The sequence below is a fragment of the Listeria floridensis FSL S10-1187 genome (assembly GCF_000525875.1).
Classification (GTDB): Bacteria; Bacillota; Bacilli; order Lactobacillales; family Listeriaceae; genus Listeria; species Listeria floridensis.
The window spans coordinates 257,069-271,470 of the sequence record NZ_AODF01000001.1; the positions used below are offsets into that span (position 1 = coordinate 257,069).

General features: G+C 43.0%; 16 protein-coding genes and 2 pseudogenes. 3 read left to right on the forward strand and 15 right to left on the reverse strand.

Going from position 1 to position 14,402, the window contains the following annotated elements:
- The 9 genes and pseudogenes from MFLO_RS01315 to MFLO_RS01355 form a co-directional block, all read right to left on the reverse strand.
- Nucleotides 1-1,083, reverse strand: coding sequence for a PIN/TRAM domain-containing protein (locus tag MFLO_RS01315; protein ID WP_036095796.1), 1,083 nt, complete (start codon nucleotides 1,081-1,083; stop codon nucleotides 1-3).
- Between the two features lie 223 nt (nucleotides 1,084-1,306).
- Nucleotides 1,307-2,683, reverse strand: a complete 1,377-nt coding sequence (gene radA, locus MFLO_RS01320; RefSeq protein WP_036095798.1) for a DNA repair protein RadA — start codon at nucleotides 2,681-2,683, stop codon at nucleotides 1,307-1,309.
- A gap of 93 nt (nucleotides 2,684-2,776) precedes the next feature.
- A pseudogene (locus tag MFLO_RS01325) lies at nucleotides 2,777-4,760 on the reverse strand (SA1320 family protein).
- A 1-nt stretch (nucleotide 4,761) separates the two neighbouring features.
- A complete protein-coding gene (locus MFLO_RS01330) occupies nucleotides 4,762-5,586 on the reverse strand; it encodes a DUF1672 family protein (protein WP_051993392.1) in 825 nt (274 codons plus the stop codon).
- A 239-nt stretch (nucleotides 5,587-5,825) separates the two neighbouring features.
- A complete protein-coding gene (locus MFLO_RS01335; protein ID WP_051993395.1) occupies nucleotides 5,826-6,230 on the reverse strand; it encodes a MerR family transcriptional regulator in 405 nt (134 codons plus the stop codon).
- Nucleotides 6,231-6,386: 156 nt separating this feature from the next.
- Nucleotides 6,387-6,698 carry a carboxymuconolactone decarboxylase family protein gene (locus tag MFLO_RS01340; RefSeq protein ID WP_036095804.1) on the reverse strand — a complete coding sequence of 104 codons (312 nt, stop codon included), beginning with the start codon at nucleotides 6,696-6,698 and terminating at the stop codon, nucleotides 6,387-6,389.
- Nucleotides 6,695-7,120: a cupin domain-containing protein gene (locus MFLO_RS01345; RefSeq protein ID WP_036095807.1), complete on the reverse strand. Its 426-nt coding sequence runs from the start codon at nucleotides 7,118-7,120 to the stop codon at nucleotides 6,695-6,697. Before MFLO_RS01345 ends, MFLO_RS01340 begins: the two co-directional genes overlap by 4 nt.
- Nucleotides 7,121-7,124: 4 nt before the next feature.
- A complete protein-coding gene (locus MFLO_RS01350) occupies nucleotides 7,125-7,640 on the reverse strand; it encodes a flavodoxin (protein ID WP_241433503.1) in 516 nt (171 codons plus the stop codon).
- A 102-nt stretch (nucleotides 7,641-7,742) separates the two neighbouring features.
- The gene (locus MFLO_RS01355) at nucleotides 7,743-8,627 is read right to left on the reverse strand and encodes a LysR family transcriptional regulator (RefSeq protein WP_036095809.1); all 885 of its coding nucleotides are present in this window, start codon (nucleotides 8,625-8,627) and stop codon (nucleotides 7,743-7,745) included.
- Nucleotides 8,628-8,880: 253 nt separating this feature from the next.
- Between MFLO_RS01355 and MFLO_RS01360 the strand changes: the two genes are divergently transcribed.
- Complete coding sequence (locus MFLO_RS01360) at nucleotides 8,881-9,603, forward strand: RibD family protein (protein ID WP_036095811.1); 723 nt, start codon at nucleotides 8,881-8,883, stop codon at nucleotides 9,601-9,603.
- A 79-nt stretch (nucleotides 9,604-9,682) separates the two neighbouring features.
- The gene (locus tag MFLO_RS01365) at nucleotides 9,683-10,042 is read left to right on the forward strand and encodes a cupin domain-containing protein (RefSeq protein ID WP_173400568.1); all 360 of its coding nucleotides are present in this window, start codon (nucleotides 9,683-9,685) and stop codon (nucleotides 10,040-10,042) included.
- A 119-nt stretch (nucleotides 10,043-10,161) separates the two neighbouring features.
- On the opposite strand, the gene MFLO_RS01370 is transcribed toward MFLO_RS01365, so the two are convergent.
- The 3 genes and pseudogenes from MFLO_RS01370 to MFLO_RS01380 all read right to left on the reverse strand — a co-directional run bounded on the left by MFLO_RS01370 (nucleotide 10,162) and on the right by MFLO_RS01380 (nucleotide 11,916).
- Entirely contained in the window at nucleotides 10,162-10,797 is a 636-nt protein-coding gene (locus tag MFLO_RS01370; protein ID WP_036095812.1) for a hypothetical protein, read from the reverse strand.
- A gap of 10 nt (nucleotides 10,798-10,807) precedes the next feature.
- Nucleotides 10,808-11,350: pseudogene (locus MFLO_RS01375) on the reverse strand (matrixin family metalloprotease).
- Nucleotides 11,351-11,514: 164 nt separating this feature from the next.
- Entirely contained in the window at nucleotides 11,515-11,916 is a 402-nt protein-coding gene (locus MFLO_RS01380) for an HTH domain-containing protein (protein WP_036095813.1), read from the reverse strand.
- 90 nt (nucleotides 11,917-12,006) lie between these two features.
- Between MFLO_RS01380 and MFLO_RS01385 the strand changes: the two genes are divergently transcribed.
- A complete protein-coding gene (locus MFLO_RS01385) occupies nucleotides 12,007-12,453 on the forward strand; it encodes a hypothetical protein (protein WP_036095814.1) in 447 nt (148 codons plus the stop codon).
- Nucleotides 12,454-12,561: 108 nt separating this feature from the next.
- On the opposite strand, the gene rpsI is transcribed toward MFLO_RS01385, so the two are convergent.
- The 3 genes from rpsI to truA all read right to left on the reverse strand — a co-directional run bounded on the left by rpsI (nucleotide 12,562) and on the right by truA (nucleotide 14,393).
- Complete coding sequence (gene rpsI, locus MFLO_RS01390) at nucleotides 12,562-12,954, reverse strand: 30S ribosomal protein S9 (protein ID WP_036095816.1); 393 nt, start codon at nucleotides 12,952-12,954, stop codon at nucleotides 12,562-12,564.
- 22 nt (nucleotides 12,955-12,976) lie between these two features.
- Nucleotides 12,977-13,414, reverse strand: a complete 438-nt coding sequence (gene rplM / locus MFLO_RS01395; protein ID WP_036095817.1) for a 50S ribosomal protein L13 — start codon at nucleotides 13,412-13,414, stop codon at nucleotides 12,977-12,979.
- 220 nt (nucleotides 13,415-13,634) lie between these two features.
- Nucleotides 13,635-14,393, reverse strand: a complete 759-nt coding sequence (truA, locus tag MFLO_RS01400) for a tRNA pseudouridine(38-40) synthase TruA (protein ID WP_036095819.1) — start codon at nucleotides 14,391-14,393, stop codon at nucleotides 13,635-13,637.
- Nucleotides 14,394-14,402: the final 9 nt, after the last annotated feature.

Genomic DNA, 14,402 nt, shown 5'->3' on the forward strand with positions numbered 1-14,402 from the left:
TTATCGTCCATTCGGTTTAGCAAAAATCATTCTTCCCGCCGAAGTTTGCAGCACACTTGTCACTTCGACATCAATGGTTTCATTAATAAATTTACGCCCGTCCTCAACAACAATCATCGTACCGTCATCGAGATAAGCCACACCTTGATTGTGTTCCTTCCCGTCTTTCACGACAAGAACACTCATTTTTTCCCCTGGAAGTACGACTGGTTTAACCGCATTAGCCAAATCATTGATATTCAGCACAGGTACATTTTGAAATTCGCAAACCTTGTTCAAGTTATAGTCGTTCGTCACAACCGTTCCGCCCATTATTTTCGCGAGCTTCACAAGTTTGCTGTCCACTTCTGGAATATCTTCAAAATCCCCTTCATACATTTCAACCCGAATTTTTTCTTCCTTTTGAATCCGGTTCAAAATATCAAGCCCGCGTCTGCCGCGAGTTCGCTTCAGCGTATCCGACGAATCGGCAATATGCTGCAGTTCAGCAAGCACAAATAACGGAATAACGATTGTTCCGTTCAAAAAACCGGTCATCAAAATATCCGCAATCCGCCCGTCAATTATAACACTTGTATCAAGGATTTTATAGTCCTCCGTTCGGGTCTGCGCCGGAGTTTCCTGACCTGTAGCCATCTTTTTCCTTGCGTTCCGACCAGAAAAAAGCGACCCTAATTCATTCCGCCGACTAATACCAACTTGAAAGCCCAGATAAGCTAGAACAAGTGTAAGTACAACCGGCACAACCGAATCCACAATTGGAATCTTCGTTTGGCTGAACGCATTGCCTGCAAAAAATGCAATAACTAGACCAATAATCATGCCCAGTCCCCCGTAAACAATGGTTACGCCTGAAACACGCGTAAGCCTTTCCTCAAGCCAATTGAGTGCGGCTTCTATATATTTCACCGCCCAAAAAGTAATAAGATAAAATATAAGTGCACCAACAAGAGCATTAGCATAAGGATTGTTCAACCACAACAAATCTCCGATCCCGATTTTCCCATAAATTCCTGGAAGCGAAAACACACCCGCTGTCCCGCCGAATAAAATAAAACATACTCGAATAATCCATTTCAGCATTTTTTCTCCTCCTTTCCTGCATTATTGTAAAAACAGTAACAAGTTCCCCCTTATTTTACACTAAATCCCAGATGCTCGGCAAATTTTGTTTGACAAAAAGCAGTTCTTTCACCTATAAAAATCTCTAGCCATAAACCGCCATATAAAAATCGCACACTCATTGTCGTTGAGTATGCGATTCACTATTTATCGCCTAACCGCCCAATGGATTCGAAGCATCTTTTTACTTCGGTAGTGCAATCCGAAGCGCATCTGCAATCGTTGCCGCATGTACAATCTCGACATCTTTCGGCACTTTAAAATCCCCGCCATTATTAGCAGGAATAAAAATCCGCTTGAATCCAAGTTTAGCCGCTTCCTTGACCCGTTCCTCAATCCGAGCAACACGCCTCACTTCACCTGTCAAACCTAACTCACCGATGAAACAGTCCGTACTACGCGTTGGTTTATCATTGTAACTCGACGCAATACTGACTGCGATTGCAAGATCCACGGCCGGTTCATCGAGCTTTACACCACCTGCCGCTTTCAGATAAGCATCTTGGTTTTGCAACAACAATCCGACCCGTTTTTCAAGCACCGCCATAATCAGCGAAACTTTATTGTAATCAAGCCCCGTTGCCATCCGCTTGGCATTTCCAAACATCGTTGGCGAAACAAGCGCTTGAATTTCAACTAAAACAGGACGCGTCCCTTCCATCGAAGCAACAACCGTTGATCCGGATGCATTATCAAGCCGTTCCTCAAGGAAAACTTCCGATGGATTTTGTACTTCTACAAGCCCAATATCGCGCATCTCAAAAATCCCAATTTCATTCGTCGAACCAAACCGATTTTTAACCGCACGTAAAATCCGATACGCATGGTGACGTTCACCTTCAAAATAAAGCACCGTATCTACCATGTGTTCCAGTAAGCGCGGTCCTGCGATGGCACCTTCTTTTGTCACATGACCGACGATAAAAACCGTGATATTCTGCATTTTTGCGATCCGCATCAAGGCCGCTGTTGATTCACGCACTTGCGAGACACTTCCGGCAGCGCTTGTCACATCTGGATGGTAAACCGTTTGGATGGAATCAATGATGACAAAGTCCGGCTTGATGAAATCTATCGTTTCTTGGATAGCCTCCAAATTTGTTTCCGCATATAGATATAAATTATCGCCCGAAACTTGAAGCCGTTCCGCGCGCAACTTCGTTTGTTTGACCGACTCCTCACCTGAAATATACAGCACTTTTTTCCCAGCAAGCGTAAGTTCTGCTGAAACTTGAAGAAGGAGTGTCGATTTCCCAATGCCCGGATCTCCCCCGACAAGCACCATGGAGCCGACCACAACTCCACCACCGAGCACTCGATTTAGTTCCGGCATTTTCGTTTGCACACGTTTCTCAGATTCACTCGTAACATCTGTAATCCGTGTCGCTTTCGCAGGTTCGCCAGTATGTTGAAAACTGCTTCGTGATGCTTTTTTCGAAGGTTCAAGAGCCTCTACCATCTGATTCCATTCTCCGCAGTTAGGACATTTCCCCATCCATTTTGGCGATTCATAGCCGCAGGAACTGCAGACAAATTTGGTCGTTCGTTTCGCTTTTGCCATAGCTCATCCTCCATTCCCACCTATTGTAACACAGAATGTACGTTCGTTGGGAAGTTTCAAGGAAAATCGTTTTTTTAGTAAGGATACGCCATTTTACACATTGATACTGCCTCGTTTTATTTGGCCAATCAGCGTCTCTAAATTCAAACACACCTTACCTGCCAAGCCATCAAGCGCCGTAATCGCCGCCGCTTCATTTTCACTGAGCTGCCAGCGAATATCATTGAACACTATTCTGGCACTTTCGAACAAATTGAATCCTAGCTTATTCAACAAAATTACATCTTGAAATTTCGTCCCTTCAAAAAGCGCCGTATCAATATAAGGCCGATAAGCCGCCAAAATCCCATCCAAGTTGAGCTCACCATTTCGAACCGCATTTTCCAAACCGTCAAGCATCATCAAATACTGCGTGCCCTCCGCAATTACCCCGTCCAGCCAGTCACGCATACTGTCATCAAAATCCACAAACGGAATATCAAGCATGCCAAGCGCACCGCGAATCGTTTTCAAGCCGCCGAGCCCATCCTCCAAAACCAAGCCGAGCTGATTGATCGTGCTTCTCAAATTTGCAAGCGCTGGTTTAAGCGAACTGCATGTCAGTGCCTTAAAATCGTTGAAATTCTTATCTACTAAAGTCTGCTTTTTGCCCATCCCTGTTTTTAAAGCACTGGATTCTTCTAGTGAAAACGCCGCTGTCGCTGGAGGAGCCGCAACCCCTTCAATCCGCTCCGTTTCGGTCAACAATTTGTCTGCCTTTTCGATTTCCCGCGCCACATAACCCACTTGGTCACTAAACGTTAAAATTTGATTCACAACGACATCCTTATTGCGGTCAAGCACCATATAATGCTCCCTCAGCTCCGCCACCATACCATCATCCAGAAACTCATTGTCTATCCCGCGAAACAATTTAGGAATTGCTTCTCGTTTAAGTTGACCAACACGATCTACAATATCTTCAAGTTTCAAAAGCGTATCTCCGATCAAAAACGGAATATTAAGAAACCCTTCTACCGCACTGAATGGAGACATTGAAAGAAAGTCGAGCACGTCCGAGATAAATGGAGCCGTTCTAATTCGCTGGATAATATCAAGCGCCCCAGTCGCAATCGGGTTAATCTTTTCTACCTCATTCCGTACTTGCTCATAAGCCTCAGCATACACGAGAACTTGCCCAAACGACGTTTGCTTCAAGAGATCATCAAAAGCGACATTCAGACTGCTTGTTCGGTTATCCAGATTGCTACCTTCTCGGATTACGATATCCGCTGCTTCATCCAGAAAACTTTGCGCATCCTTCACTTGACTCGTCATCCGTGTTGCCAAACTACTGGCCAGAATCTGCATATTTTTAGGATTAATAGCAATTTTCTGCCCCGTTCCTCCCGTTAAAATGGCACCGCTCCAAATACCGATCGGCAAATAGGCATCTGCTTCAATTTGAATTTGCTTTCCGCCGATTGTCACACTATCCCCGTAGCCTACATGATTGCTAATCATCGTGCCCATCCAAGGCATGTTATTTTGCAGCTTCACACATTTCCCTGGAAATCTCGAATCATATCCAGCCGCCATTTCGCCGAGCGTCAGCGGATCATATTCACTCATGTAGTTTGTAATTCTCGAATTGTTCAAATCATAACTTCCCTCCGGCAGAATTGCCGGATTATACGTCACACTCCGCACTTCATTTTGCGAGGCCACATAATTGGCAAGCCCACCGCCAAGCGAATTCCCCGCCCACATATGAAATTGCATATTTTCCGCTAAGCCTTTTATAAGCCTCATCCGCCGCACGAAGCTGCGCATCAGGAACCGTTCCCGGAAGCGTTCCGTCCGTGACAACATCCTTGATCCCTTGCGTCCCTTCAAAGATCATGCTAATTTCGCCTGTCTCCACATTCTTAACCACCATGTAGTCGAGACCAGATGAAGTATCATAAGATTGTTCTACAACTCTGTATTCATGCCCATTTACATCGAGCTTTTCATCTTTAAGGGGATGAGTGTATACTTCTTTCCCGCTGAGTTCGATCAAGTCGCTATCAGTCGTAGCACCTAACTGTATCGCCATGTTAATTCCCTCCCATTTGGAAATCAATGCTGGCCGTATTTTCTCCATCAGATTGCCCCACTTGATTTACTATACTATTCTTGAAAACACTTAAATTATATAAACTTATAGGCAGCATTTCTCCTTTTTGAAACCAACTCACAGCTTCTTGAACCTTTTCTTCTTTAGGAAGACTATTTGTTTTTGAATACAAACGAATAGCAATTAAACTTTTTTCTCCCTTAGGATCCAATTGTTTGAAAAGCACCGCCAGTTCTTCTTTCGTTATCTTAGGATTTTCTTGATATCCTTGCAGTATTTGCTCAAAATCTTTAGCAAAAATTGATATGAAATAATGAGTTGTAACAAATCCAGAATCAGCAGTTTTATTCACAGCTTCCTGTGTCATTCCACACCAATTAAATTTTTTCTCCAACTGAACTAGTCGCCTATCCAAATTCTCAAATTCCTTCGCATAAGCTTTTACAAACAAGCCGCCGACGATTGCTTTTTCAACTTCGCCATCTTCCGAACGAACTGCTCCATCTGGTTGAAGCTTTTTATTTTGCATATCCACATCAACAATCACTGATGTATGAAACGCGATCGGCTGTTTCGCCTCTACCATCACAACTGCCGCATTCCGCGCCGGAACGACATTATTTACAACAACATCAGTATGATATTTTTCCTTTATATATGTAACCGCACGTTTTTCAATTTCTGCTTGATTTTTTTCGACAACCGTTTTCGATTTCTCCCCGTCCACCAAGCTGTATCCTTGTCCTGTATACTCTTCCACCGGTGTTGTTTGAACAGCATCCTTTTTCTCTTTATCTTCATTCATCGCTGAGCACCCTCCTAGAATTAGTATCCCCATCAACAACGGAACGATTATTTTTTTCATCTTGTCCCTCTTTTCTTAGATGATCTATACTTTCTGCCCAATTATAACAGTTTTCACCTCCGACTAAACGGTAAAAACCCAACTTAATAAGGAAAACTTTTGTCTATTTTGTGAATTTTTCTGTCAAATGTATAAAAAACTACTTCAAAGATAATCTCTCTGAAGCAGTTTTCCAAACATTATTCGTTAACTTCCATGCCCACAAAATGGTCAAATAAATCATTTCTCGCCCCGCTAGCGATTTCCTCACGATAAACTTCAATTTTCTTGTCTAGAAGAAGTAGATTTTTTTGGAAATCTTGAATTTTGGCTTCCACCAATTGACGATGCTTCACAAGCAGTGCCATGAGTTCCTCGAGCGGCGGATCGTCCGACTTTCTTAACTCCGTATAGATTTTCATATCACTAAGCGGCATCCCTGTAGCTCGCATATGAATCAAAAATTCAATCCAGAGCCGATCTTCTTCGGAGTACATCCGATTATTTCCTTTTCGCGCCGGAACTACCAAACCTTCCTTTTCATAATAGCGCAAACCATGAGTTGTCATCCCAACCAGTTTCGCGAGTTCACCGATTGAATACACCAGTCTTCCTCCTTTTACATCTTGCTTTAAATGTCAGCCTAAATCCTCAAGCTTCGATTGATGCAATTTTTTTCTGTGAGGTTTTAGCTGCCCTTTTTCTTATCTTAGCTTTCAAGTCCAGCATATTCCCGTTCTATCTCAGTCAGCCGAGAAGTTTCAATCAAAAACTTCCTTGGCAAACTGAAATGCCGTCCACGCTTTCGGCCAACCCGTATAAAATGCCAGATGCGTGATCAGTTCCACCATTTCTGCTTTCGTAACTCCGTTTTCCTTAGCAATCTTCATGTGCGCTTCAAGTTGCGGCACACCTTGCGTCATCAAGCTGGCACATGTAATCAGACTTCTATCGCGTGCGGGAAGCTCCGCTTCCCGCGCCCAAACTTCCCCGAACAAAACATCATCATTTAACGCCGCAAACTGCGGTGCAAATTCAAAAAGTGCATCTCGTCCTGCCGTTTGTTTTTTCATTTCAAATCCCCGCTTTCCAAAGCCTCATAAATTTCATCCGAAACCGGCTCAAGCCATTCCGGCGTTCCTGATGTAATCGCAATATGTTCAAACCAGCTATCCTTCGAAGCTCCGTGCCAATGTTTCACCCCGTCATGCGTCACAATCACGTCGCCAGCCCGTAAGAACTGCGCCACTTTCCCTTCTTCTTGATACCAACCTTCTCCGCCAGTCACAAGCAAAAGCTGAAAGCCACCGCGATGAATATGCCAGTTATTGCGACATCCCGGCTCAAAAGTCACATTGCCAACCCCAACACTAACAGCCGGATCTGCAACCAACGTCTTCAGATAACTTTGCCCGACAAAAAACTGCGCAAAAGCCTCATTTTTTTCACCTGCTGGGAAAATAACCCCATTTTTCACCTGTTCAAACTTTGCCATAACTTCATTCCTCCCATTCATATCGTTGTGCGAGCCAATTTGTGACCGCTTTTCCCGCCTTATTCGCACGAGATCCCCTGACCGCAAGCCCTGGCATCCACTTCGCTTCCGGAAACAATCGCTCGAGTTCCACAAGACTTTTCCCAAAAGCCCCGCCTTCATGCGTACAAAACGGATAAATCCTTTTTCCTGTTAGTACCTGCTTCTCAAGCAATGTTGCGATAACCATTGGAAACGAGCCGCACCAATTCGGAAAGCCAAGGAAAATCCTTTCATAGCGATCCCACTGAATCCCCAAATCCCGAACATGCGGGCGCGCATCATATTTTGCTTCCTTCCGAGCCAGTTCAACCGCCGCCTGATACCCATCCGGATACGGATTTAGCGGAATAATTGGCACCAGTTCTGCCCCAAGCTCACATGCAATTATCTTCGCAACCATTGCTGTATGCCCCGTGTCAATCCTTACAATTTCCCCGTTCACCAAGTTTTCCCCTTGCCGTGAAAAATAAATCACCACATCCAATTCTTTCACCCCACGAAAAAAGCTGTAACTGAACTTCCTACAAGTCCATGTTACAGCTAACAAATCTATTCGTCTAATGCTTATTAACTAGCCTGCCTATGCCTCAAAAGCATCCTTAAAATACTGTAAAAACACCGAAACGGCTGGCGAGAGTTCTCGATTTTTCTTCCAAACGAGTACACAATTCGTTTTCACTTCCGGCACAAGCGGCAAAAACTTCAACGTATCCGAACGCTGATTGGATACGGCACCTTCGATTCCAAGTGCTGATCCGACATGATTTTCAACGAGCGGAAAAACATTAAAAATCAAATTGAACCTTCCGACGATTTGAAACGGAACTCCCTGTTCTTTTGACCAAGATTCAATCATCGCCTGCACTTCCGCTCGCGAAGAACTGAGCAGCGGAATCCCGGCCAAGTCAGCAATCTTAATAGCATCTTGTGCCGCAAGAAATGATTCCCTTGAAACAAGCAAACCCCAACGTTCTTCACGTGGGAGTACTAATTTTTCAAATTGCTTCGTGTCCACCGGTTCGAGTAGCACTGCTAAATCGAGTAAGCCTTTCTCCAATTTTTCAACAATCATATCACTTGTCCCGCTGAAAATTGTAAACGTTACTTGCGGGTAGTCGCCAACGAGCTCCTCGAGCATCATCGCAACCGTATCCGAGTTGTCCGCCTCGACACAGCCGATTGAAACGTGCCCGCTAAAAAGTGTTTTCTTTTGATCCTCAAATTCCCGTTCCGTCCGCTCCGCAAGCTCCAAAATCTCCTCCGCCCGGCTTTTTAGAAACTGCCCAGCTTCCGTTAAAACGAGCTCTTTATTCTGCCGAACGAACAATTCCGCCCCGAGGCTTTCCTCAAACTCCTTCAACTGCCGGCTGAGCGTTGGCTGCGTAATGTGCAAAGCTCGAGCTGCCCTTGACACATTTCGTTCCTCTGCTGCCGCCAAAAAGTAGCGCAACAATCTGATTTCCACTTTCTGCTCACCCTCTCGTATTTCCTACACATTTATGATGCGCGAAAACGATGCGAGATGCAAGTTTTTATTCTACTATCTAAATTTGCTTCCACGAATGAATCCGGATGCGATACTTGTTTCCGCCACCATTTTTGCTAATAGCCGAATTTCAACCACAACCACATCCGTATCCAAACTTGACTTAGAGTCAACTCGAAACTATACACTAAACTTAAAGTAAGATACTCATTTTGAAAAAGGAGCGAATAACATGACACGACCGTATATTTTCTGCCACATGCAAACCTCACTTGATGGAAAAATCATTGGCAACTACATGGAAACACCGGAAGGGCGCGCCGGCAGCGATTGGTTTTACGAGCTGGCATTTGGCACAAACGCGCACTATAAACACCAAGGTTGGCTTTCTGGGCGCACCACGACCGATGATAATTTCACACATTATAAAAAACCGAATTTACCCAAAAATCCGCCGCAAGTTCCGGATGGCGACTTCATTGTTCCGACAAGACATACTAAATACTACATTTCGATTGATCCGTCCGGAAAGCTTGGCTGGGAAACGAACACGCTTACGTATCGCGACACCGAGGCGCATGTAGTCGAGGTTTTGACCGATCGAGCGTCCAACGCATACAAGGCGTTTCTTCGAGAAAAACAAATTTCGTATGTTTTAGCAGGAAAAAGTTCACTAGACGCGGGACTTGCGCTAGAAAAACTGCGAGACTTGTTCAATCTCCAACTTGTGATGCTTGGCGGGGGCGGCGTCCTCAACTGGTCGTTCATCGAGCAAGGCTTATGCGACGAAGTGAGCGTCGTGATCTCTCCAGCCGCTGATGGTGCGGCCGAATCCCCATCCTTGTTCGAGACGAAAGCCGGCCTATCCGGCGACGCGCCTGTCGCATTCGAGCTTCAAGGTGCCGAAACAAATAGCAGCGGCGCGGTGTGGTTGCGGTATTTGGTGAAGAAATGAAGCAATAAGCAAATCAAATGACATTGCTTTTCAAGTTTGCAATACTTGAAGCAACCCTAACAAGAAAAGAGGATGATTTATGCTGAAAAAAATTAGTTTCTCAGAAAAATTTGCTTCCTTTTCAGAACCTTGGCAACCTAAAATCGTTGGTGAAATCAATGATACACACGTAAAAGTTGTAAAGCTTGAAGGTGAATTTGTTTGGCATTCTCACGAACATGAAGATGAAATGTTTATCGTCGTAAAAGGTAAGCTCACGATCAAATTTCGCGACCAAGATGTCCATCTTAGCGAAGGCGAGGCGCTTGTTATTCCAAAAGGCATCGAGCATCAGCCTGTAGCCGAGGATGAAGTTTACGCCATCCTGATTGAGCCAAGCACAACAGTAAATACGGGGAACCTAACAAATGAACGTACCTATATCCCACCGAAAATTTAACTAACAAATGAAACTCAAGCGAGCAAACTTGCCCGCTTGAGTTTTTATTACGTATGGTTTATCATTGTGTTTTTTTCAAGGTGGACTGATTTACCGGAATCCATACTAATTTCTCCTATTCAATACTTCATTCGCACTTCATTATAAAATTGATTATATCGTTCTTTTAGCTCCGAGTTCTCCGCACTATTGTCATTCAAAAAACGGCTACGTGTTGTTACATTTCGCTTTGGATACTTACTCAAAATAGCATTGGTGAGCACATAATTATCCCCCGAAGTACTTTTTCTAAGAAACAAAATATAGTCCTTTCCTTGTTCCATTTTCTTATAGCCATCAATTGTAATATCCACGCTTTCTCCATCCATCTCAACATTCGTCACACTATCTTCCAAAACTTGAATGGTTTGTCCAGTAACCACCTTCTTCGTTGTATCCTTATCAACCTTCTTGATTTTTACATTTCCCATCGTATAAAAATCAGTTGGCACATTACTTCCCTTCGTTTCCCGCTTAATCGTTTGTTTTTCACTTTCCTTCGTCCCGACTACAATAATTGGAGAACCTTCGTCAAGTTCTCGCACACTTTGCGCAAGCTTTTGATATTTCCCCGAAAAAGAGAGAACCCGTCTAACTTGATCCTCACGTTCACCCTTGGCAAATTTGTTCTCCGCTTTATTTTCCTCGTTCCCACAAGCCGTGAGTATGAAAATTGCAGTTACTAATAATAAAATTTCTATCCATCTTCTTCTCACTTTTCTCACCTCATTTGTATAATTCTTTGATGCCGTTTAAATCATTTGCTTGTGGTCTTAGTTTATTGATAAAACCCACATCTAACATGATTGCATTTTTGGTTTTAACATGCCCCAATCCAAAGCCATGACCAAATTCATGAATAATGGTTTCTGTCTTATTAAGAATAGAAAGAGATTTATAGGCTTTATATGTAGTTACTACATTTTTAGCAATAACATTTGTCCCACTGAACACCCAAGGCGAACATGTCGCAACAATGGCTCCTTTATCTACATTTGAACTGCTGACAATAAAACTTGGATTTATTCCATCTTCACCAATACTTATCGTTTTAGTATATGGAGAAACGTTCCACGCTTTTGCTCCGTTTATGATTTAAGGCTTATATACTTTGGCACTTGGATTAATAAAAATCTTGAAATTTTTAGCATCCATTTTTTTCATCACATAGCCTAACCTAGTATATGCAAAAGCTGGTTCTGCAAACTCACAGAAAAGACTGAAAATAAAGAGTGTGAGCAAGCTACAAATGATAATTTTTTTCATGATGTCATCTCCTCGTTGTAAGATTTCAATATGGTAAACGTACCATTGTATTGTGTATATTTCAACAGTCCGACTCAGTAGAAAGATTTTCCCGCTGAGTTTTCATTGCGTGTGTCTTATTATCACGTTCCTTCCATGATAGACTACAAAATAGTTTAAACATATCCTTATCCAAGAGGACCTTTTATAGCAAATCTATCCAGTAAGGACAACCGACTACAAGCATCAAATTTTTGTTTATCGGTTAAATCTGACTTTCCCTCACAGTAATCTCTGAGCTCATTTTCATCGATCTTTGCATATGCAGCGAGGACATTTAATGGGAACTTTCCAATACTTCGAAGAGTTTCTATTAGCTCTTTCAATCTTTGATTTGTGTTTAAATCTCGAAATGGTTCTGTAAGAAAAACACTTGTCTGAATCGCTCTTTGATAGCGAACGTCATTCGTATCCTCTAACTCTTGTAATTCTTGGTAATTAAGTTGGAAATAAATTTGAAATAATTCATCTGTAAATAAATATTTTTCTTTTAGTTCTTTGCTATTTTTCTTTAGACTTGCAAATTTCATTTGTCTAACCGCCTTTATAAAAATATTTGCAAACTTCTTAACATTCATTGTACAATAAATGTTAAGAAAAACACAAGGAGGAGAAGACACATGAAAAGATTAAATTTTTGCAGCTTTATTGTTTTATTCAGCGTATTTCAGATTTTATCTCCCACTATTTCATCTGCAAAGCAAGTTCCATCGAATGACTCATCCAAAGTTTATACTCAGGAAATCGCTATTACGAAAGAACAAAACCCAAGAACTAGAGCGCTCAGCCGTATAGGCACCTTAAACATTTGGGTATCAACAAAACCTAAACGATTAAATTGGAAGATTACTATGAACCCACCTTATAGAGGAACAGGATTTAAAGGATCATGGAGTATCGCGGAACTTTCTCATGGTACACCCACTCAACGTGTTAACGTTACTGGCATGTCTGGATCTATTACTCCACCTATGTTAAGAAATACATATGGCGCGCCTCTATCTGGTAAAGTGACACCTGTTGGCTATGTGCTTGGGTCTAAATACTTAGTTTACAACAACTATTAAGTTCCAAAAAAAAGAGAAACCGGAACACTAGAAACACTTTTACAACCGGACACACTCTAAAAAAACAAAAACCCGCTCCCTTCCGGGAGCGGGTTTAAAAATTCGATATTAACGTTTCGAGAACTGAGGAGCACGACGAGCGCCTTTAAGACCGTATTTCTTACGTTCTTTCATACGAGAATCACGAGTAAGAAGTCCAGCTGATTTAAGAGCTGGGCGGTATTCAGGTGCTACTTGTAGAAGTGCACGTGCCACGCCGTGACGGATTGCGCCAGCTTGGCCAGTGTATCCACCACCGTGTACGTTTACTAATACATCGTAACTTCCTAGAGTTTCTGTTGCAACAAGCGGTTGCTTGATGACTTCACGTAGTGCTGCGAATGGGATGTAATCTTCCCAGTCACGATTATTGATAACAACTTTGCCGTCGCCGGGTACTAAACGTACACGTGCTACTGAGCTTTTACGACGACCAGTTCCGTAATATTGTACTTCTGCCACTTTCATTTCCCTCCTTTAATAATTAACCGCGTAGTTCGTATACTTCTGGTTTTTGTGCTGCATGTTCATGCACATCGCCTGCATATACGTGTAATTTTTTAAATTGTTGACGTCCAAGAGTATTCTTTGGAAGCATTCCTTTTACAGAAAGCTCGATTAATCTCTCAGGATTGTTTGTACGCAAGTCGCCTGCTGTACGAGATTTCAAACCGCCTGGATATTGCGAGTGACGGTAATAGATTTTGTCCGTTGCTTTTTTACCAGTAAGTCCTACCTTACCAGCATTAATTACGATTACAAAGTCTCCAGTATCAACATGTGGAGTAAATTGTGGTTTAGTTTTTCCGCGAAGAATTGAAGCAACTTCGCTCGAAAGACGACCTAGAGAAACGTCAGTAGCGTCGATCACATACCATTTACGTTCTACTTCGCCTGGTTTCGCCATATAAGTTGTACGCATGAGTTACCCTCCTAATAAATTGAAAATTGCGCCCGGAACCGTTCCTTGTTCCGAAACATCTTAATTCTTACTATTGTTTTTTCAACACAACAACCTTCCGGGGCTTATTGTGGGGTAAACAATACCATAGTCCATAATACAAGTTCTACGCTTAAAAGTCAATGGATTCTCTGAAAAAAGTCGGACAGGGAAACAAATTTCACTCCGCTTTCCAGATACGCTATTTTCCGAATTCATCATAAAACACGTTCATCAAGTAAAGTCCTTCCGGAGGCGCCGTTTTACTCCTTAACGCTTCCCGATTTTTCGCATCAAGCGCTTCTTTCAATCCTTGCGGGGTTAACCTGCCTTGTCCGGAATCAAGCAAAGCCCCAGTAAGTATCCGCACCATATTATACAAAAACCCATTGCCCCGATACGTTAACGTTAAGATATCCTCGGCTGGTTGCTCAATCGAAATAGCGTAAATCGTCCGCACTTTATTTTCCTGCTCCGTCTTCGTTCTGCAAAACGATGTGAAATCATGTTCGCCAATCAGAACTCGGCTCGCTTCCTCCATCTTCAAAAGATCGAGCGGATACGGATAATGCCAAGCAAAATGACGCATAAACGGGTCAAACAACTCAGAACGCTTAATCACATATTGGTATTCTTTTCCCGTCGTATCAAAGCGCGCATGAAAATCATCCGCAACAGCTTCAACCGACCTAAAACTAATATCGCGTGGCGTCCGCGTCTCAAGCGCCATCCGAAACGCATCCGGCGGGATCGCAAACGGAGAATCAAAGTGAATCACTTGTCCTTTCGCGTGAACACCCGCGTCCGTCCGTCCCGATGCCGTAATCCGCACCACGTTACCTTTATGAATTTTCTTAAGAGCGGCTTCAATTTCACGCTGAACCGTGCGCTTCCCAGGCTGCACTTGATAGCCGGAAAAACCGCTGCCATCATATGCCACAACCGCCTTATATCGTGTCATCGCGCCACC

What these genes read in the sequence shown, in the direction of transcription:
- MFLO_RS01315 (WP_036095796.1), bottom strand. Translation starts at nt 1,083, where the DNA reads ATGCTGAAATGGATTATTCGAGTATGTTTTATTTTATTCGGCGGGACA.
- radA (WP_036095798.1), bottom strand. Translation starts at nt 2,683, where the DNA reads ATGGCAAAAGCGAAACGAACGACCAAATTTGTCTGCAGTTCCTGCGGC.
- MFLO_RS01330 (WP_051993392.1), bottom strand. Translation starts at nt 5,586, where the DNA reads ATGAATGAAGATAAAGAGAAAAAGGATGCTGTTCAAACAACACCGGTG.
- MFLO_RS01340 (WP_036095804.1), bottom strand. Translation starts at nt 6,698, where the DNA reads ATGAAAAAACAAACGGCAGGACGAGATGCACTTTTTGAATTTGCACCG.
- MFLO_RS01345 (WP_036095807.1), bottom strand. Translation starts at nt 7,120, where the DNA reads ATGGCAAAGTTTGAACAGGTGAAAAATGGGGTTATTTTCCCAGCAGGT.
- MFLO_RS01360 (WP_036095811.1), top strand. Translation starts at nt 8,881, where the DNA reads ATGACACGACCGTATATTTTCTGCCACATGCAAACCTCACTTGATGGA.
- MFLO_RS01365 (WP_173400568.1), top strand. Translation starts at nt 9,683, where the DNA reads ATGCTGAAAAAAATTAGTTTCTCAGAAAAATTTGCTTCCTTTTCAGAA.
- MFLO_RS01380 (WP_036095813.1), bottom strand. Translation starts at nt 11,916, where the DNA reads ATGAAATTTGCAAGTCTAAAGAAAAATAGCAAAGAACTAAAAGAAAAA.
- MFLO_RS01385 (WP_036095814.1), top strand. Translation starts at nt 12,007, where the DNA reads ATGAAAAGATTAAATTTTTGCAGCTTTATTGTTTTATTCAGCGTATTT.
- rplM (WP_036095817.1), bottom strand. Translation starts at nt 13,414, where the DNA reads ATGCGTACAACTTATATGGCGAAACCAGGCGAAGTAGAACGTAAATGG.
- truA (WP_036095819.1), bottom strand. Translation starts at nt 14,393, where the DNA reads ATGACACGATATAAGGCGGTTGTGGCATATGATGGCAGCGGTTTTTCC.